Source organism: Polynucleobacter sp. Nonnen-W13, from assembly GCF_018881735.1.
Classification (GTDB): domain Bacteria; phylum Pseudomonadota; class Gammaproteobacteria; order Burkholderiales; family Burkholderiaceae; genus Polynucleobacter.
Window position 1 is genome coordinate 317,279 of record NZ_JACVPU010000003.1, and the last position, 19,403, is coordinate 336,681.

21 protein-coding genes are annotated in these 19,403 nt (G+C 46.2%); 12 read left to right on the forward strand and 9 right to left on the reverse strand.

Annotated features, from left to right (window positions below; genetic code table 11):
• Positions 1–61: 61 nt before the first annotated feature.
• From ICN27_RS10160 to gatC, 5 genes are read right to left on the reverse strand one after another with little or no spacing between them, the layout of a single operon-like run.
• The gene (locus ICN27_RS10160) at positions 62–1,063 is read right to left on the reverse strand and encodes a tyrosine recombinase XerC (protein WP_215308596.1); all 1,002 of its coding nucleotides are present in this window, start codon (positions 1,061–1,063) and stop codon (positions 62–64) included.
• Complete coding sequence (locus ICN27_RS10165) at positions 1,044–1,718, reverse strand: DUF484 family protein (RefSeq protein ID WP_216269924.1); 675 nt, start codon at positions 1,716–1,718, stop codon at positions 1,044–1,046. The genes ICN27_RS10160 and ICN27_RS10165 overlap by 20 nt, the downstream gene beginning before the upstream one ends.
• 35 nt (positions 1,719–1,753) lie before the next feature.
• Complete coding sequence (gene gatB / locus ICN27_RS10170; RefSeq protein ID WP_216269925.1) at positions 1,754–3,226, reverse strand: Asp-tRNA(Asn)/Glu-tRNA(Gln) amidotransferase subunit GatB; 1,473 nt, start codon at positions 3,224–3,226, stop codon at positions 1,754–1,756.
• Complete coding sequence (gene gatA / locus ICN27_RS10175; RefSeq protein WP_216269926.1) at positions 3,223–4,740, reverse strand: Asp-tRNA(Asn)/Glu-tRNA(Gln) amidotransferase subunit GatA; 1,518 nt, start codon at positions 4,738–4,740, stop codon at positions 3,223–3,225. Before gatA ends, gatB begins: the two co-directional genes overlap by 4 nt.
• Positions 4,737–5,030: an Asp-tRNA(Asn)/Glu-tRNA(Gln) amidotransferase subunit GatC gene (gatC, locus tag ICN27_RS10180; RefSeq protein ID WP_215308600.1), complete on the reverse strand. Its 294-nt coding sequence runs from the start codon at positions 5,028–5,030 to the stop codon at positions 4,737–4,739. The genes gatA and gatC overlap by 4 nt, the downstream gene beginning before the upstream one ends.
• A gap of 62 nt (positions 5,031–5,092) precedes the next feature.
• Here gatC and ICN27_RS10185 point away from each other — a divergent pair, with 62 nt between their 5' ends.
• The 5 genes from ICN27_RS10185 to rodA are packed head-to-tail and all read left to right on the forward strand — an operon-like array spanning position 5,093 to position 10,660.
• The gene (locus ICN27_RS10185; protein WP_046330974.1) at positions 5,093–6,136 is read left to right on the forward strand and encodes a rod shape-determining protein; all 1,044 of its coding nucleotides are present in this window, start codon (positions 5,093–5,095) and stop codon (positions 6,134–6,136) included.
• 24 nt (positions 6,137–6,160) lie between these two features.
• Complete coding sequence (mreC, locus tag ICN27_RS10190) at positions 6,161–7,090, forward strand: rod shape-determining protein MreC (RefSeq protein ID WP_215308601.1); 930 nt, start codon at positions 6,161–6,163, stop codon at positions 7,088–7,090.
• Positions 7,087–7,611, forward strand: a complete 525-nt coding sequence (mreD, locus tag ICN27_RS10195; protein ID WP_215308602.1) for a rod shape-determining protein MreD — start codon at positions 7,087–7,089, stop codon at positions 7,609–7,611. Before mreC ends, mreD begins: the two co-directional genes overlap by 4 nt.
• A gap of 8 nt (positions 7,612–7,619) precedes the next feature.
• Entirely contained in the window at positions 7,620–9,527 is a 1,908-nt protein-coding gene (gene mrdA, locus ICN27_RS10200) for a penicillin-binding protein 2 (protein ID WP_215308603.1), read from the forward strand.
• Positions 9,509–10,660: a rod shape-determining protein RodA gene (gene rodA, locus ICN27_RS10205; RefSeq protein WP_216269927.1), complete on the forward strand. Its 1,152-nt coding sequence runs from the start codon at positions 9,509–9,511 to the stop codon at positions 10,658–10,660. Before mrdA ends, rodA begins: the two co-directional genes overlap by 19 nt.
• A 92-nt stretch (positions 10,661–10,752) precedes the next feature.
• On the opposite strand, the gene ICN27_RS10210 is transcribed toward rodA, so the two are convergent.
• Both ICN27_RS10210 and ICN27_RS10215 read right to left on the reverse strand, forming a co-directional pair.
• Complete coding sequence (locus ICN27_RS10210) at positions 10,753–11,055, reverse strand: HU family DNA-binding protein (RefSeq protein ID WP_256442663.1); 303 nt, start codon at positions 11,053–11,055, stop codon at positions 10,753–10,755.
• A 95-nt stretch (positions 11,056–11,150) separates the two neighbouring features.
• Positions 11,151–11,516, reverse strand: coding sequence for a hypothetical protein (locus ICN27_RS10215; protein WP_215308605.1), 366 nt, complete (start codon positions 11,514–11,516; stop codon positions 11,151–11,153).
• A gap of 150 nt (positions 11,517–11,666) precedes the next feature.
• Between ICN27_RS10215 and ICN27_RS10220 the strand changes: the two genes are divergently transcribed.
• Positions 11,667–12,569 carry an aspartyl/asparaginyl beta-hydroxylase domain-containing protein gene (locus ICN27_RS10220; protein ID WP_216269928.1) on the forward strand — a complete coding sequence of 301 codons (903 nt, stop codon included), beginning with the start codon at positions 11,667–11,669 and terminating at the stop codon, positions 12,567–12,569.
• A 2-nt stretch (positions 12,570–12,571) separates the two neighbouring features.
• Here the strand turns inward: ICN27_RS10220 and ICN27_RS10225 are convergent, their stop codons facing one another.
• Entirely contained in the window at positions 12,572–12,868 is a 297-nt protein-coding gene (locus ICN27_RS10225; protein ID WP_215308607.1) for a DUF167 domain-containing protein, read from the reverse strand.
• Positions 12,869–12,890: 22 nt separating this feature from the next.
• Here ICN27_RS10225 and can point away from each other — a divergent pair, with 22 nt between their 5' ends.
• Genes can through ICN27_RS10255 form a run of 6 tightly spaced genes read left to right on the forward strand, consistent with a single transcriptional unit; the run spans position 12,891 to position 19,117 of the window.
• On the forward strand, positions 12,891–13,556 hold the full coding sequence (gene can / locus ICN27_RS10230) for a carbonate dehydratase (RefSeq protein ID WP_215308608.1): 666 nt from the start codon (positions 12,891–12,893) through the stop codon (positions 13,554–13,556).
• Between the two features lie 8 nt (positions 13,557–13,564).
• Positions 13,565–14,452 (forward strand): lipid A biosynthesis acyltransferase, encoded by an 888-nt coding sequence (locus ICN27_RS10235; protein WP_216269929.1) that lies wholly within the window; start codon positions 13,565–13,567, stop codon positions 14,450–14,452.
• A 38-nt stretch (positions 14,453–14,490) separates the two neighbouring features.
• Positions 14,491–15,243 (forward strand): metallophosphoesterase, encoded by a 753-nt coding sequence (locus ICN27_RS10240; protein ID WP_215308610.1) that lies wholly within the window; start codon positions 14,491–14,493, stop codon positions 15,241–15,243.
• 7 nt (positions 15,244–15,250) lie between these two features.
• Positions 15,251–16,669 carry a serine/threonine-protein kinase gene (locus ICN27_RS10245; protein WP_216269930.1) on the forward strand — a complete coding sequence of 473 codons (1,419 nt, stop codon included), beginning with the start codon at positions 15,251–15,253 and terminating at the stop codon, positions 16,667–16,669.
• A gap of 33 nt (positions 16,670–16,702) precedes the next feature.
• Positions 16,703–17,440, forward strand: a complete 738-nt coding sequence (locus ICN27_RS10250; RefSeq protein WP_216269957.1) for a pseudouridine synthase — start codon at positions 16,703–16,705, stop codon at positions 17,438–17,440.
• Between the two features lie 51 nt (positions 17,441–17,491).
• On the forward strand, positions 17,492–19,117 hold the full coding sequence (locus ICN27_RS10255; protein WP_216269958.1) for a peptide chain release factor 3: 1,626 nt from the start codon (positions 17,492–17,494) through the stop codon (positions 19,115–19,117).
• 2 nt (positions 19,118–19,119) lie between these two features.
• Here the strand turns inward: ICN27_RS10255 and ICN27_RS10260 are convergent, their stop codons facing one another.
• Positions 19,120–19,368, reverse strand: a complete 249-nt coding sequence (locus tag ICN27_RS10260; RefSeq protein WP_216269931.1) for a hypothetical protein — start codon at positions 19,366–19,368, stop codon at positions 19,120–19,122.
• Positions 19,369–19,403: the final 35 nt, after the last annotated feature.

Genomic DNA, 19,403 nt, shown 5'->3' on the forward strand with positions numbered 1-19,403 from the left:
ATCCTATTAAAAGCTATAAATACATTCCCCAAACGGGAAACCTTCTATCTTACCGAGTTCCTCAAGCTTTGCCGGCTTTTGCACGAGGATGAGCCTTATCGTATGCCTGCGCTAAGTGCTGGAAATCTAAGGAGGTGTAAATTTGGGTGCTTGCAATGCTGGCATGCCCTAGCATCTCCTGCACCGCCCTCAAATCCTGAGAGGACTGCAATACATGGCTAGCGAAGCTATGACGCATCATATGTGGATGAACATGGGTTGGTAGGCCCGCCCTCATCGCCAAAGTCCGTAAACGCGCCTGAACCGTCCGGGGAGATAAGCGAGCGCCTGTTGCAGAAATAAATAAAGCCATTGATACATCTGCCTGCGCAAGCAGGTCTCGAGCTGCACGCCAGACTTTGAGAGATTGCATTGCTGGCCCACCTATGGGAACTGAGCGACGTTTGCCGCCTTTACCCAAAACCGTGACCTCTGCAGCATCCCAATCCAACCACCCGGCAGACTCCTGTTGGCGATCTTTGCTTTGCATTACATCAATGCCAAGAAGTTCTGATAAACGTAGGCCCGAGGAATAGAGCAAATCAATGATCGCTGCGTCACGCACAGTCTCTAGATCTTTTTTTTCTTCAGCCTCTTTTACGGCTTGATTTACTAAAGAGAGTGCCTGCTCAACTGAAAGTGCTTTAGGTAAAGACTTTAAACGTTTGGGTGCCTTTACATCATCAACAGGATTAGCCACTAGATTTGCAGTCAACCTTCCCGCCTGCGTATCTCGACGCGCATCTTTCTCGGTCAACCAGTCATACCAGCCACGCCAAGCAGAAAGCGCTCTTGCAATCGTGCGAGATGACTTTCCCTTTGAATGTAAGCGACCTGCCCAGCGACGTACATGAGCATTGCTTACCTTTAATAAGTCAATAGCATCATCTGCTGCCAGCGCCTGCAACTCACTGAGATCCATACGGTAGGCTTTAAGCGTATGCGGTGAGAGCTGTCTCAATACATGCAGCTCATGCAAATATTCCAGCACCAGGGGATGCAGATCAGCTGGCGCTTGGCTCATAAGCCTGGGTACGATCCAAAGCTGTAGCGGTGAGTTCAGCAATCTGACGCAAATAGAACGCGCCCATATCGGCAGTAAAACGGGACTCGTCTTTGCTTGCCAACAAAAGTACTGCTGGCGATTGCGCTACGCCAATACTTTTACCTAGCGGTAGACCAATAGCCACCATACTTTGCCACTCAGGATCAATAGTCACTTGGGTTGCCAGCAAATCCACACTCGCTGCAGCCAGCTCTTTGGCTGAGCCACATAATGGCGTATCAATCCATGGGCCAAATGCAGTATTGGGTGACAAGAGTTTTGCTGACTCGACTTCAAACACTTCAGCCAAACCTGCAGTCACTGCAGATTCCACATCCGCCTTGGTGTTGGCCCGCATTAAACGTAATAACCAAGCCACTAAGCTTTGCTGGGTTTTGTCATTACGACTTCCAAAATGCAGCATCTCACTCAAGCGACGATTGAGCTCTTGATTTTGTGTGCGCAACAAAGTCATCTGGCGTTCTTGCAAAGAGATTGCACGATCCTCGTGAGGATGTTTTAAACGAATCTCATTTAAGAGATTGGCATAACGCTCAAAAAAACCTGGGGTAGCTCGCAACCACTCCGCTACCAATTCTTCTTGCTCGGCTTGCTTGGGATCGATTGCGCTCATCTGTGTCTTTCTCGCTTATTTTCTAATTTAATTTTTTAGTTCAGCTTTTTACGCAGAAGCTCATTCACTTGCCCTGGATTAGCCTTGCCTTGCGAGGCTTTCATGATCTGACCAACTAAGGCGTTAAATGCTTTTTCCTTGCCAGAGCGGAACTCTTCAACCGACTTCTCGTTAGCCGCCAAAACCTTATCAATCATGGCCTCAAGTTCGCCACTATCGCTAATCTGCTTTAAACCCCTAGCTTCAATCACTTGATCAACAGTGCTGATGGCTTTGCCTGCGATAGCCTCTTCCCACAAAATTGCGAAGATTTCTTTTGCAATTTTGTTGGAGATCGTGCCGTCTGATACGCGAGTTAATAGCGGTGCCAAATGTTCTGCTTTTAGTGGCGCATCTGCAGTAGCAATTCCAGCGCGATTGAGCGATGAAGCAAGCTCACCCGCTATCAGGTTAGCCGCAGCCTTTGCCAAAGACTTACCAACAATCGCTAGTAGCTCTTCAAATATCTTGGCAGTGTCGCGATCTTGCGTAAGCAATTGCGTATCGTAGGCGCTTAAGCCAAATTCGCTTTGCCACTCTTCACGAAGTTGTGCCGGTAACGCTGGCATCTTGCTGCGGACATCCGCAATCCAAGCATCATCAATCACTACTGGCAATAAATCTGGATCCGGGAAATATCGATAGTCATTTGCGTCTTCTTTACTGCGCATGCTGCGAGTCTCTTGACGATCGGGATCGTATAGGCGGGTTTCTTGGACAACTTTGCCACCATCCTCAATCAATTCAATTTGTCTACGCACTTCGTATTGAATCGCCTCTTCTAAAAAGCGGAAGGAATTTAAGTTCTTAATCTCGCAACGGGTGCCAAATTCTTTTTGACCTATAGGGCGAACAGATACATTCGCATCACATCGGAAAGAACCTTCTTGCATATTGCCATCGCATACTCCCAACCAGACCACGAGAGTGTGAAGTGCTTTTGCATAAGCCACCGCCTCAGCAGCACTACGCATCACTGGCTCTGTCACAATTTCCAACAATGGGGTGCCGGCACGATTTAAGTCGATACCACTAGATGCCTCACCGTGGGGGCCTAAGAAGCCTTCTTCATGAACCGACTTACCGGCGTCTTCTTCCATGTGGGCGCGTGTGAGCTCCACCACTTTGATTTGATCACCAACTAATATTTCCAAATGACCACCAACGACTATGGGAAGGTCCATCTGACTAATCTGGTAACCCTTTGGCAAGTCAGGATAGAAATAATTCTTGCGCGCAAAAATACTTGCTGGCGAAATCTTGGCATTTACTGCCAAGCCAAAACGAATAGCATGCTCAACCGCTTGACGGTTTAATACTGGCAATACCCCAGGTAAAGCCAAGTCAACTGCGCAGGCTTGGGTATTTGGGCCGGCACCAAAACGTGTACTAGCCCCACTAAAGATTTTAGATTGTGTTTGTAACTGCGCATGGGTCTCAAGACCAATAACGATTTCCCATTGCATCATGCCACCTCGCTTGCTTGCCGCAAATGCCAATCAGTGTTTTGTTGATATTGATGTGCTACTTGAAGCAGGCGCGCCTCAGAAAAATAGTTGCCAATTAACTGCATGCCAATCGGTAAATTACTCGCGTTGAAGCCACAAGGAACGCTCATTGCGGGCAGCCCTGCTAAGTTGGTGGAGAGTGTATAAATATCTTCTAAGTACATTTGTACAGGGTCTTTTGATTTTTCGCCTAAGCGCCATGCAACATCTGGAGCCACTGGCCCTATGATGACATCGCATTGCTCAAATGCTGCTTGGAAGTCCGCAGCAATAATGCGACGTATTTTTTGAGCCTGCAAATAATAAGCATCGTAATAGCCGTGACAAAGTACATAAGTGCCAACTAAGATGCGACGCTTTACTTCTGCGCCAAATCCTTCCGTACGTGATTTCTTATACATGTCAGATAAATCACGATATTCATTTGCTCGATGTCCGTAACGCACACCATCAAAACGACTCAAATTGCTTGAGGCTTCAGCTGGAGCTAAAACGTAATACACCGGGATTGATAGCTTCGTTTTTGGCAAACTCACCTCAAGCAACTCTGCGCCTAATTCTTGTAAAGCTTTTGCTGCAGCGTTGACTGCATTGGCTACTTCTGGTGCAAGCCCTTCTGCAAAGAATTCTTTTGGCAGGCCCACTCTCAATCCTTCTAAAGGCTTCGCTGAGTTAGCACCCCCTTTTTTCCAAGACTGATTGAGATAGCGCCCATAGTCTTCTCCAGAATCAGCCAGCGAGGTTGAGTCGCGGGGATCATGCGAGGACATCGCCGACAGCAATAAAGCGCAATCTTCAGCTGTTTTTCCCATTGGACCCGCCTGATCCAGAGAGGAGGCATAGGCAATCATCCCGTAACGAGATACACGCCCATAACTAGGCTTGATACCAGTCAGCCCGCAAAAAGCTGCTGGCTGACGTATGGAGCCTCCAGTATCTGTACCTGTTGCAATGGGAGCTAATCCCGCTGCCACTGCCGCTGCAGATCCTCCAGATGAGCCGCCAGCAACATATTCTGAATTCCAAGGATTTAAGACTGGTCCATAGGCTGAATTTTCATTGGAGGAGCCCATTGCGAACTCATCCATATTGGTCTTGCCAAGGCAAACCATGCCAGCGCCATTTGGGTTTAGCTCATCGGGAATTCCGAGATTTGAGACTACAGTCGCATCAAATGGACTGAGGTAACCCTCGAGCATTTTGGAAGCGGCTGTCGACTTCCAGCCACGTGTCACAAAGACATCCTTATGGGCAACCGGGATGCCCGTTAACTTTCCAGCCTTGCCAGAGGCAATAATTTTGTCTGCTTTAGAAGCTTGGTCTAAACTTAAGTGAGCACTTACATCAAGATATGCATTCCAGTGCTTTCCGGCTTCAATGCGACTCAGAAAGTACTGCGTCAACTCCACACTGGAGACCTCTTTAGCGGCTAATGCTTTAGCCATTAATGCAATGGGGGTTTGATGCCAGCTCATTCGATCACCCGTGGAACTAAGAAGTAGCCATCCTGAGTAGCAGGGGCAGATTGCATGTTTTCAGCGCGATGATCTACCTCGGTCACCGCATCATTGCGCAAGGGTTGCGCCAAATCGCGCAAAAATAGAATTGGGTGCGCCAAGGGGTCGAGACCGGTGGTATCGACAGCCTGCATCTCCTCGACTAAAGCAAAAACTGCCTGTAATTGAGGCAATACCGCCTCGGCTTCTGCCTGACTTAAGTCAAGGTTGGAAAGGTGCGCAATGCGCTGGACATCGTTAAGTTTCATGGGGCGCTAGAGTATCATTCATAAATATATTTTTTAACACTTACTTATTTTCCCACTACATCATGTTTGGTTTTTTTCGCAGCTACTTTTCTAATGACCTGGCCATCGACCTAGGCACCGCTAACACCTTAATTTACATGCGTGAACGAGGTATTGTGCTTGATGAACCTTCAGTTGTGGCAATTCGTACTGAAGGCGGTCCAAATGGCAAAAAAACCATTTTGGCCGTTGGAAAAGAAGCAAAAGCCATGCTGGGACGGGTTCCTGGAAATATTGAGGCTATTCGCCCAATGAAAGACGGCGTTATCGCCGATTTCACCATTACTGAGCAAATGCTCAAGCAATTTATCAAAATGGTGCATGAGAGCAAGCTACTCAAGCCAAGCCCTCGCATCATTATTTGCGTTCCTTGTGGCTCCACCCAAGTTGAGCGTCGCGCTATTCGCGAATCCGCATTAGGTGCTGGCGCATCACAAGTATTTTTAATCGAAGAGCCTATGGCCGCTGCGATTGGTGCAGGTCTACCAGTCTCCGAGGCGGCCGGCTCTATGGTCGTTGATATTGGTGGCGGCACAACTGAAGTTGGCGTGATGTCACTAGGTGGCATGGTTTACAAAGGCTCTGTTCGTGTTGGTGGCGATAAGTTTGATGAAGCCATCACAAACTACATTCGTCGTAACTACGGCATGTTGATCGGGGAGCAAACCGCTGAGTTGATTAAAAAAACGATTGGCTCCGCTTTCCCTGGTGCTGAAGTACGCGAAATGGAAGTGAAAGGTCGTAATCTTTCTGAAGGTATTCCACGCAGCTTCACTGTTACCAGTAATGAAATTTTGGAAGCGTTAACCGATCCATTAAATCAAATCGTTACTGCTGTAAAAGCAGCCCTCGAACAGATTCCGCCCGAGCTCGCATCTGATATCGCTGAGCGCGGCATGATGCTCACTGGTGGTGGCGCACTATTGCGCGACCTCGATCGTCTATTGCTAGAAGAAACTGGTCTGCCAATTCATGTTGCTGAAGATCCTCTCACTTGCGTCGCTCGTGGTTGCGGTATTGCTTTAGAGCGCATGGACAAGCTGGGCGGCGTGTTCTCACAAGAGTAATTGACTTAAGCGTCGATTAGGGAATTGCAACATAGCGCTCCACCTCTTTTTAGACAAGGCGTTCCGGCTTTAGTAAAACTGATTGTCTGTCTTTCGATTAGCATCGCATTGATGTTGATCGATTTTCGTTATAAAGCACTTGACCCCATTCGCAATAACGTCAATTGGTTATTGCGTCCCCTAGAGTATGTGATGATGATGCCGCGCAATGTATTTGAGGCGACATCAGAATATTTCACTAGTCGCGGAACTCTAGAAAAAGAAAATCAAGAAATGAAAGTGCGGCAAGCGGAGCTCTCTTTGCTTGCCAATCAATCGGAGTTTCTGCTCATAGAGAACCAAAATCTACGTCAGCTGATGGATTTGCAAAAGCAAGTTCTATTCGAAACATTACCAGTCGAAATTCTTTTTAATCCACCCAATCCAATTTCTCAGCGCATTGTGATTAATCGTGGAAGTAATGACGGTCTTAAACTGGGCAATCCCATTGCAAGTGATTCCGGCATCTTAGGTCAAGTAGTGCGCGTCTACGATCACTCTGCAGAAGTGTCTCTATTAGAGGATCGTGACTTTGCGGTACCAGTACAAGTTGCACGCAATGGCTTAAGAGCAGCTGTTTTTGGAGCAGGGCGCGGTAACCCACTCGAGTTGCGCTACCTTCCCGTAGCTAGCGACTTAGAAGTAGGCGATGTGTTGATTACCTCAGGTATTGATGGCGTCTACCCACCAGGCTTTGCAGTAGCTGTGATTAGTCGCATTGAACGAAATGCTGATAAAAATTCTTCTAATGTTTTCTGTGTGCCAGTTGCACCAGCAAACCGCTACCGACAGGCTCTCGCATTACTTTACGATCCACAATGGGATGCCAAAGCATCTACCGCAAATAGCAAGCCTGACGCACCGCTAACCAATACTCCGGGGCGTCGCCAAACCCGTGCGCGAGGCATGCAATGATCGACTTTCAAAGCGGGTATATTCTTCGTCCGGTAAGTGCGGTCTTTATTTATTTCAGCCTGTTTTGCGCATTACTACTCAATCTTTTGCCTATTGGTAATTACGGCTGGGTGCCAGACTGGCTAATTATTTGCATCATATTTTGGAACATCCACCAGCATCGCTACGTTGGCGTAATCATTGCATTTATCCTTGGCTTGTTAATGGATGTTCATAACTCTGACTTATTAGGCCTTAACGCTTTTAGCTACTCATTGGTGGCTTATCTAGCCATCTCCTGGCATCGACGGATCGTCGCTTTAAATGTTTTCACCCAAGCGATGCATTTACTGCCAATCTTCTTGCTAGTTTCATTATTCCCGGTACTCGTCCATTGGTTCTTAAGTGGTGAAGTCTATTGGTGGGCGCTGACCGGCGCTATTCAAGCATTGATTGAGGGAATGCTGTGGCCCTTAGCAACAAGCATCTTGCTATCGCCTCAACGTCGCCCTATTGATGTTGATCACAATCGTCCGCTTTAAAGCACTAAATGGTTTCTTTTAAAAAACCAGATCTCGACTCGTTTCAAGAGCGCATTCATATTGCGACCTTGTTTGTCACCTTCTGTTTCTTATTATTGGTTACGAGATTAGTCTGGCTGCAACTAGTGAGCCATAGCAAATACACGCTGCTGGCAGAAAGCAATAGAATCGCTTTAGTACCAGCACCCGCCAATCGCGGCCTCTTAATAGACCGCAATGGAATCGTGATTGGCAGAAACTACTCAGCGCTGACCTTAGATGTAAACGCTGAAGAAGTTAAAGGCAATGTTGATGAACTAATCGATGAGCTTTCGCAAATCGTATTGATTTCTCCCAGAGATCGAAGAAATTTCAAGCGCTCACTTGAAGATTCTCGCAAAATGGGCACCTTTCCCCTCCGCTCGATGCTCACCGAAGTTGAAACAGCCCGCTTTATGGTTAATCGCTATCGCTTTCCGGGTGTCGAGATACGCGCCCGAAGCTTTCGAGAGTATCCCTATAACGAGCTCGCATCGCATCTGATTGGTTATATTGGGCGAGCCTCTAAGCGAGATATCGAGCGGATGCAAATTGAAATTGATAACTCCAAAGCGGGTGATCCTGATGCGCTACAAACTTCATTTTTGCCGGGCATTCAGTATGTTGGGAAAATTGGTATCGAGCAAAGTTATGAGACGGTATTACGAGGTAGGCCAGGATATGATGAAGTGGAGATTACTGCAGGCGGCAAACCCGTGCGTACACTTTCTAGCTCACCATCGGTACCAGGAAAAAATGTGGTCCTTTCGGTTGATATCAAGCTGCAATACTTAGTTGAGCAGCTCTATGGAAATTTCCGTGGTGCATTTGTTGCGATTGAGCCCGAGACTGGGGATATCTTGGCATTTGTTTCTAAGCCTAACTTCAATCCCAATGACTTTGTGGAGGGCATCGACTCAGTCACGTGGAAAGAGCTGAATGACTCGCCACAAAAGCCACTCTATAACCGCCCGCTTAAAGGCATTTATCCGCCAGGGTCAACCTACAAACCATTTATGGCGCTGGCAGCTTTAGAAACTAAAAAGCGCACACCGTCACAAACCATATCCGACCCGGGTTATTTTGATTTTGGTAACCACACTTTCCGTGATGATAAGAAAGGTGGGCACGGCATTGTTGATATGCAAAAGTCGATTGTTGAATCTTGTGATACCTATTACTACCTTTTAGCGCGTGATATGGGTGTCAACATGATGCATGACTTCATGAAACCATTTGGCTTTGGTCAAATTACTGGCATCGACCTACAAGGTGAATCAAAAGGTGTGTTGCCATCCACCGAGTGGAAGAAAAATACTTTCAAAAAACCAGAGCAGCAAAAATGGTACGAAGGCGAAACAATTTCCTTGGGAATTGGTCAGGGCTATAACGCATTTACCATCTTGCAGTTAGCCCATGCGATGGCAAACATGGCAAATAACGGTATCGTCATGAAGCCGCACCTAGTAAAAGCGATTGAAGACCCCTTTACAAGAAATCGCACCCTGACAACGCCCAAAGAAAGTTATCGAATCGATCTCGTACCCGAGAATATTGAGTTCATTAAGAAAGCGATGGTCGAGGTAAATAATTCTGGAACGTCTGCCTCTGTTTTTAAAGGTACGGGCTATCAAGTTGGCGGCAAGACTGGAACAGCGCAAGTGTTTAGCTTGAACTCGAAAGAATATAACCACGGATCTACAGCAGAATTTTTACGTGATCATGCTTTATATGTTGCCTTTGCCCCTGCAGAAAAACCGACAATCGTCATTGCGATGGTGGTAGAAAATGCAGGATTTGGTGCGCAATATGCTGCGCCGATTGCGCGTAAGGCGCTAGATTTTTATCTTGAAGGTAAATGGCCCAAGGAGATTCCTGAATGGAAAAGAGCGCCATAAATAAAGCAAAGAAAATATTCCTCAGCATTTTCAGCGGGCTCGATCGCCAGCTAGGCTATATTCTGCTTGGGTTGGCAGGCATTGGATTTATTACTTTTTTATCTGCAAGTCAAAATACGCCTGTTCGTTTTGAGGATGAATTGCGCAATTTAGCACTTTCTTTCGCAGTCATGTGGATTGTTTCTCGCATTCCACCAAAGTGGCTAGAGATGGCTGCAGTATGGATTTATGGTGTTGGGGTTGCGCTACTGATTGCAGTCGCTATATTTGGACTGATTAAAAAAGGCGCAAGACGTTGGCTCAATATTGGCTTCGTAATTCAACCATCTGAGCTCATGAAAATTGCTATGCCACTCATGCTGGCCTGGTACTTTCAAAAACGGGAGGGCATTCAAAAATCTTGGGACTATGGAGTGGCGGCAATTATCCTTGGGATACCAGTGATGCTCATTGCGCGTCAACCTGACTTAGGCACCGCGCTCTTGGTGTTTGCCGCAGGCATGTATGTGATCATTCTTGCTGGATTACCGTGGAAATGGATCCTGCCGTTCATCGGTATTGGCGCATTTGGAATCGTCCTCATCATTATTTTTGGTAGCACTATTTGCGCGCATGATGTTGCGTGGCCACTAGTTCATAACTATCAAAAACACCGAGTGTGCACTTTGCTTGACCCGAGTAGCGACCCCCTTGGAAAAGGCTTTCATACAATTCAGTCGATGATTGCAATCGGCTCAGGTGGGTTTTTTGGTAAAGGTTGGTTTCAGGGTACTCAAGCCCATCTCGAATTTATTCCAGAAAAGCATACCGACTTTGTCTTTGCTGTGTTCTCAGAAGAATTTGGCCTATTGGGCAACTTAGTTATGTTGGCACTTTTCTTCGCTTTGATTAAACGAGGCTTGGCCATTTCTGCTAGCGCACCTAATCTATTCACTCGCCTACTAGGCGCATCTGTGACACTGATTTTCTTTACCTACGCCTTTGTCAACATCGGCATGGTAAGCGGTTTATTGCCCGTAGTTGGAGTTCCACTACCCTTCATCAGTTATGGAGGAACTGCTTTAGTGACTCTGGGATTTGGAGCCGGTATTTTGATGAGTATTCATCGCCATCGACGCTTGGTACAAAGCTAAAACTAAACTTGGGTAGGTGTGCAAAAAATTTGCACTCTCCATGAAAACAAAAAAGCCCGGCATGCCGGGCTTTTTCTTCAACAAAGCAAGAATTACTTCTTACGCTTGTTAACTGAATCTTTAAATGCTTTACCAGCAGAAAACTTAACAGTTTTAGCAGCAGCAATTTTGAGTGGCTCACCAGTTTTTGGGTTACGACCCATACGTGCAGCACGCTTACCAGAAGAGAAAGTACCGAAACCGATCAGCTGTACTGAGTCGCCTTTAGTAACAGCTTTAATGATTTGCTCAATAGCAGAATTCAATGCAAATTCAGCTTTGGCTTTTGAGATCTCAGCGTCGTCAGCAATCGCTGCGATTAGTTCTGCTTTGTTCAAGTGAAGCTCCTTATAGATATTGATATCAGCGCACCTTGCGCTTACATGATTTTAACCACAAAAAATTACAAAAATAAAGCTGCGTTACAGCAAATTTTTTTATTGCCTATTTTTTACTCTTCTATAACTGTCACATCAGACACAAAATACTCGGTATCGCCAAAACAGCTTGTAGGCAATCCGATATGCTGCTCATATTTCAGGGCAACTTTTTTACCTAAATTAGCGTTAATTTTTTGTGCCACAGCATCTTCACGGACCGTAAAGAGGAATTTTTCTGACATGGTTCCAGGCATTGAAACCATGGCTAACTCGCCTTCCCAGGTTTTACAGACATAACCTCGATTGGAAAACTTTTGTACATAGCCAGCACGCTCTCCACTCCCGTAGCTCCAATTAAGCATAATCCAGGTATACGCCACTAGGCCTGCCAAACCAATCAATATCAGGCTGAAAAGCCATTTTACGAATCTATTCATACGAATTTCCTTAACAAATCATCTTTGCAGCACTCATTGGGTGCATTTTTGACCCCAATCAACATTGGAGCATATTCATTTCAAAAATAGGGATGAAATGGCACCCCATACAAATTAAAATATTGGTATTAACGCTAATTGGTACATTCCATGGAACTTCGTCACGTCATTTTTCTAATCTTTATTGTATCGGCTGTTTATGTTTACTTTAGAGGAAAGGTGCGATTTGGCTTGGTTCGCTCTCTAACAGACTACCAAGTACTTTTAGCCCCAATTAATAGTCTGCTCTACTTGTTTTCAAAAACCAAGGCAGGGGCATTTATTCCCGTTGCGGATTTTCCCGAAATGAAGCCCCTACAAGATCATTGGCAGATCATCCGTGATGAAGCGCTTGCTTTGAACGCAGATGGCGCCATAGCAGCTGCTACGGGATATAACGATATTGGATTTAACTCTTTTTTTCGGACAGGCTGGAAACGCTTTCACCTCTATTGGTATGGCAAAGAAATGCCGTCAGCGCAGCTCCAATGCCCTAAAACTGTTGCCCTCCTTAAATCAATCCCTTCGATCAAGGCAGCAATGTTTGCCTCACTACCCCCCGGGGCAACGCTGGTAAGGCATCGAGACCCTTATGCGGGCTCGCTACGCTATCACATTGGCCTTGTCACCCCAAATGATCCCAAGTGCTTTATTGATGTCGATAATGAGCGCTATTTTTGGAAGGATGGTGAGTCTGTGATGTTTGATGAAACCTATATCCACTTTGCGGCCAACGAAACAGATCACCAACGAATTGTCTTATTTTGCGATGTAGAACGGCCGGTTCACACTAAATTGGTGCAATTATTAAATCGCTGGTTTGGGCGTTACATCATGAGCGCAGCCTCTTCCCAAAATGTTGAAGGCGAAAAGGTAGGATTTGTAAACGTTCTTTTTAAATATTTTTACCACCTCAGGGCGCAGGCCAAAAAGCTCAAAGCAAAACATCGCAGCGTGTATTACATCGGAAAATGGGTTTTAATTTTAGGAATTCTGTACGCAATATTTTGGTAACCCTAGGGGCTTAGGGCTTCAGTAATCTGCTCTGGAGTGATAGAACCCCAGATTTCGACTCGCTTTACCCGGCTGCTTTGTCCCGATAAGAGCTGAATTTGTTTTTGCGGCACTCTCAATTGCTTAGAAAGCCAAGACAGCAGCATTTCATTTGCCCTGTTTTCGAGGGCAGGAGCCTGCAGAGATATCTTGAGACAGCCGTCATGCAGACCGACTACCTTAGTCAGCTTTGCGCCCGGCTGGCAATGTAGATGAAGAACAATGCCAGTGGGGGTTTGCTTTAACCAAATAGGCATCATTAAAGTACTTTAAACTCAAACCATGATTATGAAGAATTCCAGTGCCTTAGACCAGCTATTTGCCAATAATCGCGAATGGGCGGAAGCCATGATCGCTAAGGATGCTAATTTTTTTAAGCGCTTAGTTTCACAGCAGGCGCCAGAATATTTATGGATTGGCTGTTCAGATAGCCGTGTACCCGCAAACGATATTGTGAACTTGCTGCCTGGCGAACTTTTTGTACATCGCAATGTTGCCAATGTGGTGGTTCATACCGATCTGAACTGCTTATCTGTGATTCAGTTTGCTATCGATTTATTGAAGGTTAAGCATATCTTGGTAGTGGGTCATTACGGTTGCTCTGGCGTCCATGCCGCCCTAACCGATAAACGGGTTGGCCTTGCTGACAATTGGTTGCGTCATGTGAAGGATGTGCATCAAAAACATGAGCGCTATCTTGGCGAAGTGATCCCATCTCCAAAACGTCAAGATCGCTTATGCGAACTGAATGTGATAGAGCAAGTAGTAAATGTATGTGAGACCACCATTGTTCAGGATGCATGGGCTAGAGGACAAGATCTCACGGTGCATGGATGGACCTACCGTCTCGAGACCGGCTTAGTCAATGATTTAGGTATGTCTACTAGCTCTGCCGAAGAAATGAATGTGCGCTACGCCAAATCTTTATCTCGCTATGACACCGAATAAATTGAGTTTTGTTTAAAAATTTTTCAAACTACTCTGGGGTAGCACTTCTTAGATTTCTGGTATCGCTGCCCTACAAGACTTTAGTCTCTATTGGCTATGGCCTAGGCTATCTGGCAGCCCACATTCCCAACGATCGCAATCGCGTAGTCCAGAAAAACTTGGAGCTCTGTTTCCCTGAGCTAAGCGCAACAGAAGTTGATCAACTTAGAAAGCAGCATTGGCGACTGCTGGGACGCAGCTTAGTTGAAAAAAGTATTATTTGGCTGGGCAGCAAAAAACAGCTTGCCGAGATGATTGAGGTTCGCTCTGAGGTTGATCTAAATGATAGACAGCCACGTATTTTAGTGAACATGCATTTTATTGGCATTGAAGGTAGCATTATTCTGAGTGCACTTGCCAAGGAAAAAGGTTGGCCTCGTACTTCTGGCTTTTTTCAAAGAATGAAAAGCCCTTTCTTCAATAAGAAGATTATTGAATGGCGCAATCGTTTCGGTGGAAATTCAATTGATCGCCAAGGAAACTCGCTTGCGCTCATTCGAGAGATCCGCAAGGGCAGCTTCATTATCATTGCGCCTGATATTGATTTAGGCCTCAAGGACTCTACCTTCGTTCCCTTCTTTAATATTCAAACTAATACGATCACAGCTGTATCGCGTCTTGCTAAAATCACAGGGGCGCAGGTCTGCATGATGATCACTACTCTCAAAAAAGATGGGGCTGGCTATGTTTGCACTATTAGCAAGCCCCTTGAAAATTTCCCCACCGAAAATCCTGAAGCCGATACAGCGCGACTCAACACAATTTTTGAAGAAGAAATTAGACTCAGGCCAGCCGAATACTACTGGGTTCATAAGCGCTTTAAAAACAGGCCTCACAATGAGGCGAGTCCCTACTAGCACTTCTGCTAGGGCTACTTTTGCCCTATCATTAAAGAATGAATGAACGCATTGGCTTATTTGCTGATCTACATAGCAATTTAGAAGCTTTTGAAGCCTGCATGGAGCGGGCTCAAGAGCTTGGCGTTACTCGCATGGTCTTCTTGGGTGATATTGTTGGCTATAACGCTGACCCCGGCATTGTGATTGATCGCATTGGTGAAATGGTCGCCAATAAAAAAGCAATTGCTGTTTTGGGAAATCATGATCAGGCAATCTTTGAAGACCGCAGCAAGCAAATGAATGTAAGCGCAAATGCAGCAATAGAGTGGACTAAGGCTCAGCTCAATCCTCAGCAAATTCGATTTCTAAAAGAATTACCACTCATGGTTCAAGAGGAGACGATGTGTTTTGTTCATGCATCAGCTCACAATCCTGCTGACTGGAATTACATTACTGACAGCATGAGCGCTTGGCGTTGCGTACAAAGCTCAGGAAAGACGTATACCTTTGTTGGCCATGCTCATGAACAAGCACTTTTCTATCAAAGCGCTGTCGGTAAATTGATTCGTTTTGCACCATACCCCGGCGATGGAATTCCAGTGATGCATCATCGTCAGTGGGTTGGCGTGGTTGGCTCACTTGGTCAACCACGAGATGGAAATCCAGAAGCTTGCTTTGCTATATTTGAACCAGGATTAGAAGTGCTTACCTTTCACCGAACTCCATACGATCAATTTACAGCAGCTGAAAAAGTGCGTCGCGCTGGGTTACCAGAAGATCTTGCCAACCGTCTGATTACAGGTAAATAATTTACCTATGTCGATTAATACCGATATTGAAGCAGTTGATGAAATTTTCCAAGAAGGCAAAGTAGTTGATGGATTTGTATTGGGAGCAGAGGTGCATCGCGGCGGTATGGCCAGCCTCTACTCCGCAAGCAAAGAAGGGATTGATGTCCCTATTCTCCTGAAGATTCCTAGGGTAGGTCGTGATCAGCCCGTGGAAAGTCTCATTGGCTTTGAAACTGAGCTCACTATTCTGCGCTCACTGAAGAGTCCTTACGTTCCCAAGTATCTCGGCTCTGGAAATATGGCAACACGCCCCTACATTGCTATGGAGCGCGTGGCAGGGCGACCACTTGAGGACTTTATTAAAGAAGGTAGAGTTTTTACAATTGATGAGGTTGTGAAGATTGGTGTTGATTTAGCGCAAGCGGTGCAATCTCTACATGCGCAAGATGCCATTCATTTAGATATTAAGCCCGAAAACATTCTGATTGATGATCAAGGAAAGATCACGTTAATTGACTTTGGCTTATCGCATCATGCGCGTTTTCCAGACTTACTCGCGGAAGAGATGCGCAAAGGGGTTGGCTCGGCACCCTATATTGCACCAGAGCAAGTGATTGGCATTCGCTCAGACTATCGTAGCGATATTTTTTCTATTGGCGTCATCTTGTATGAGCTACTCACGGGCGAGCTTCCCTTTGGAAACCCTCAGTCGATGTACGGCTTACGCAAAAGAATGTGGGCGCAGGCATTTCCTCCGCGTGCCATTCGAAAAGAAATTCCCCGCTGGTTACAAGAAGTTGTTTTGCGTTGTCTTGAGCCCCGTGCAGCAGATCGCTATCAGAGCGCTACTCGTTTACGTCAAGTCTTGCGCGATCATGAGAGCGTCATCCTAACAGAGCGCGCTGATCGAGTTGATCCCCTGAGCTTTTGGGAAAACCTCCAGCGCATGTTCCGTGCGGCGGGTTACGAGCCCTCCCCGAGTCCCCGCCCCAGCATTGGTAATGATGATGCGCCTCTGATGATTGCAGCGATTGATACGCGCCAGTCTGATGAAGACTTGCGTGTACGCATGCAAACAACTGCAAAGAACTTACTGCAGGCCTACCCCGAAAGCCGGCTTGTTTGTATCAGTACGATTGCAAGTACTCCGACTTTTGAAGGCAATCAAGAAAGTGAAACTGCTAGCGGTATTGTGCGCGGGCATCTCGTGCAACTTATGGAATGGGCAAAGCCTTTGAAATTGCCACCGGAGCGGATTTCATATCATGTATTGGAAGCGCTTGATCCAGCTAGTCGAATTGTGGAATTTGCCAAAGATAACGATGCATCACTGATTCTCATTGGGGCATCTCATAAGCCGCCAAATAAAGTAACGCCTTGGCGAACCTCTATGACAAAGATTGCTGAAGAGGCTCCTTGCAGCGTTCATATTGTCAGAACCTAGTCTTTCATAGGGCATTTGCCCGATAATATGATGATGGAAGAAAAAATACGTGTATCCAAGCTACTCTCTGAGTTGGGTCTATGCTCCCGACGTGAGGCAGACTCTTATATTGAGCAAGGCTTAGTCACTGTTGATGGTGAAGTGGTCAATGAGCTAGGTTCTCGGGCTTTTCGTCATCAGAAGATTGAGCTCCAGTCTGGCGCTAAAGCACAGCAGGCATCGCGCATTACAGTCATTTTGAATAAACCAGTCGGCTTCATCTCTCACTATGATGACGAACAAGAGTATCAACCAGCAGCTTCGCTCATCACTCCCGAGAATTACTTTGCAAGCCCCTTAGACAAGGGTCGCAACCCACGCTTTAATAGCCGCGGCTTAGCGCCCGCAGGTCGGCTTGATATTGATTCCACTGGCATGTTGGTCTTAACTCAAGATGGCCGTATCGCAAAACTCCTCATTGGTGAAAATAGCCCCATCGAAAAAGAGTATTTAGTCCGAGTGGAAGGCGCACTCTCTTTTGAAGATTTAGATCGCCTCAAACATGGTTTGGAATTAGATGGGGTCGTTTTAAAGCCAGCCCAAGTCAGCTGGCAAAACGAAGATCAACTTCGTTTCGTTTTGCGCGAGGGCCGCAAGCGTCAAATTCGTCGCATGTGTGAAATGGTTGGCCTCCGGGTTTTAGGTCTCAAGCGCGTGCGCATGGGTAGAATTTCGCTAGGCGCCCTACCGCCCGGCAAATGGCGCTTTGTAAGGCCAGAAGAGCAATTTTAAGTGGCTCTACGCGTCTATAATTCTGTCAATTAGATTAAGCGCAGAATTACCATCGATACCACCACCAGCACTCCCGGCGCAGAAGTTTTAAGACGCCGTAGCTTTGCCATCATCTCTCACCCAGATGCCGGCAAGACCACGCTTACTGAAAAACTCTTGCTATACGCGGGAGCAATTCAGATTGCGGGCAGTGTAAAGGCTCGTAAAGCTAGTCGACATGCGACCTCTGACTGGATGGAAATTGAGAAGCAGCGTGGTATTTCTGTAGCCAGCTCAGTAATGCAAATGGAATATCGCGATTGCATTATTAATCTTCTAGATACTCCAGGCCACCAAGACTTCTCCGAAGATACTTATCGCGTACTGACTGCGGTTGATTCTGCATTGATGGTGATTGATGCTGCTAATGGTGTTGAGTCACAGACCTTGCGCTTACTTGAAGTCTGTCGTGCACGTAACACGCCAATTGTGACCTTCATCAACAAAATGGACCGCGAAGTAAAGCCACCCATGGAGTTGATGGATGAAATTGAAACTGCACTAGGCATTGAAGTGGTTCCTTTTACTTGGCCAGTAGGTATGGGCAAATCTTTCGCCGGCGTGATTGATATTGCCAACTCTCAAATGCGCATGTTCAAAGCAGGTGAGGATCGCGTGACTGAAGATTCTCATGCAATTGTTGATATTAATGATCCCGCCCTAAAAGAGCGCCTCGGCACTGATCTTGATAATGCGCTTGCTGAAGTAGATTTAATTAAAAATGCGATGCCTGCCTTTGACCGGGAAGCCTTTTTAGCCGGTCGTCAGTCGCCGGTATTCTTTGGCTCAGCCATTAATAATTTTGGTGTACGGGAAATTCTCAATACTTTAGTTGAACTTGCACCATCACCAGGATCACGCAAAGCTTTACAGCGCGAAGTAAGTCCTGCAGAGAATAAATTTTCTGCTGTGGTCTTTAAGATTCAGGCGAACATGGATCCAGCTCATCGAGATCGTGTTGCCTTCTTGCGTATTTGCTCAGGGCATTTTCAGCGTGGCATGAAACTGAAGATTTGTCGTAACGGCAAAGAAGTGCGCACTAATAATGCACTATCTTTCTTATCGCAACGACGCGATATTTTGGATGAAGCTTTTCCTGGAGATATTATTGGATTGCCAAACCATGGCCTACTTCGGTTGGGCGATACGCTAACCGAAGGCGAGCAATTGCAATTTACAGGCTTACCATTTTTTGCTCCAGAAATTTTCCGTATGGTCGAGTCCGCAGATCCATTACGCTCCAAACAATTGCGCACCGGTCTAATGCAACTTGGTGAAGAGGGTGCGATTCAAGTATTTCGCCCTATGACTGGCGGCACCATGTTGCTTGGGGCATTTGGACAGCTTCAGTTTGAAGTGGTGAGCCATCGCCTACAAACTGAATACGGGGCGGAAGTACGCTTATTACCGGCACGTTATAACTTGGCTCGCTGGGTAAGCTCCGAAGATCCTGTAGCACTCAAAAAGTTCATGCTGGAGAATATTCACCGTATGGCAGAAGATGTTGTGGGCGCTTCTGTATTTTTAGCTAGCCATAAATCTGAACTCGATGTTGCTCAACAGCGCTGGGAATCCATTCAGTTCCATGCCCTAAGAGAGCATGCAGGTCTTATCTATCAATCAGACCTCGCTGGTTAGCTCTAGCGTGGGCTTGATTGCGGCCAATTGCAATCAAATACCGCAAGTAACTGCGTATCGTTTTTTCTAAACGATGCAGTCTTGCCATATTGTGCGCAATACGCATTGGCCTTTGGTGTAAGTGAGGCAATAGATTCGCCATCACTATTTAGAAAGGTCACATGATTCGAATCTGATGCATCGGTATAAACCGCAGCGCAAGCACTCAAGCCAACCATGCCTAGCAATACAATATATTTGAAATACGTCATAAAAAATCTCTTATTCAATAAAGTTATTCGCCCAC

Excerpts from the sequence above, each read along its gene's own strand:
- ICN27_RS10260 (WP_216269931.1), bottom strand. The coding sequence starts at position 19,368 with ATGACGTATTTCAAATATATTGTATTGCTAGGCATGGTTGGCTTGAGT.
- ICN27_RS10215 (WP_215308605.1), bottom strand. The coding sequence starts at position 11,516 with ATGAATAGATTCGTAAAATGGCTTTTCAGCCTGATATTGATTGGTTTG.
- ICN27_RS10250 (WP_216269957.1), top strand. The coding sequence starts at position 16,703 with ATGGAAGAAAAAATACGTGTATCCAAGCTACTCTCTGAGTTGGGTCTA.
- gatB (WP_216269925.1), bottom strand. The coding sequence starts at position 3,226 with ATGATGCAATGGGAAATCGTTATTGGTCTTGAGACCCATGCGCAGTTA.
- ICN27_RS10245 (WP_216269930.1), top strand. The coding sequence starts at position 15,251 with ATGTCGATTAATACCGATATTGAAGCAGTTGATGAAATTTTCCAAGAA.
- mreD (WP_215308602.1), top strand. The coding sequence starts at position 7,087 with ATGATCGACTTTCAAAGCGGGTATATTCTTCGTCCGGTAAGTGCGGTC.
- ICN27_RS10165 (WP_216269924.1), bottom strand. The coding sequence starts at position 1,718 with ATGAGCGCAATCGATCCCAAGCAAGCCGAGCAAGAAGAATTGGTAGCG.
- ICN27_RS10185 (WP_046330974.1), top strand. The coding sequence starts at position 5,093 with ATGTTTGGTTTTTTTCGCAGCTACTTTTCTAATGACCTGGCCATCGAC.
- ICN27_RS10220 (WP_216269928.1), top strand. The coding sequence starts at position 11,667 with ATGGAACTTCGTCACGTCATTTTTCTAATCTTTATTGTATCGGCTGTT.
- rodA (WP_216269927.1), top strand. The coding sequence starts at position 9,509 with ATGGAAAAGAGCGCCATAAATAAAGCAAAGAAAATATTCCTCAGCATT.
- mrdA (WP_215308603.1), top strand. The coding sequence starts at position 7,620 with ATGGTTTCTTTTAAAAAACCAGATCTCGACTCGTTTCAAGAGCGCATT.
- gatA (WP_216269926.1), bottom strand. The coding sequence starts at position 4,740 with ATGAGCTGGCATCAAACCCCCATTGCATTAATGGCTAAAGCATTAGCC.
- can (WP_215308608.1), top strand. The coding sequence starts at position 12,891 with ATGATTATGAAGAATTCCAGTGCCTTAGACCAGCTATTTGCCAATAAT.
- ICN27_RS10160 (WP_215308596.1), bottom strand. The coding sequence starts at position 1,063 with ATGAGCCAAGCGCCAGCTGATCTGCATCCCCTGGTGCTGGAATATTTG.
- gatC (WP_215308600.1), bottom strand. The coding sequence starts at position 5,030 with ATGAAACTTAACGATGTCCAGCGCATTGCGCACCTTTCCAACCTTGAC.
- ICN27_RS10225 (WP_215308607.1), bottom strand. The coding sequence starts at position 12,868 with ATGATGCCTATTTGGTTAAAGCAAACCCCCACTGGCATTGTTCTTCAT.
- ICN27_RS10240 (WP_215308610.1), top strand. The coding sequence starts at position 14,491 with ATGAATGAACGCATTGGCTTATTTGCTGATCTACATAGCAATTTAGAA.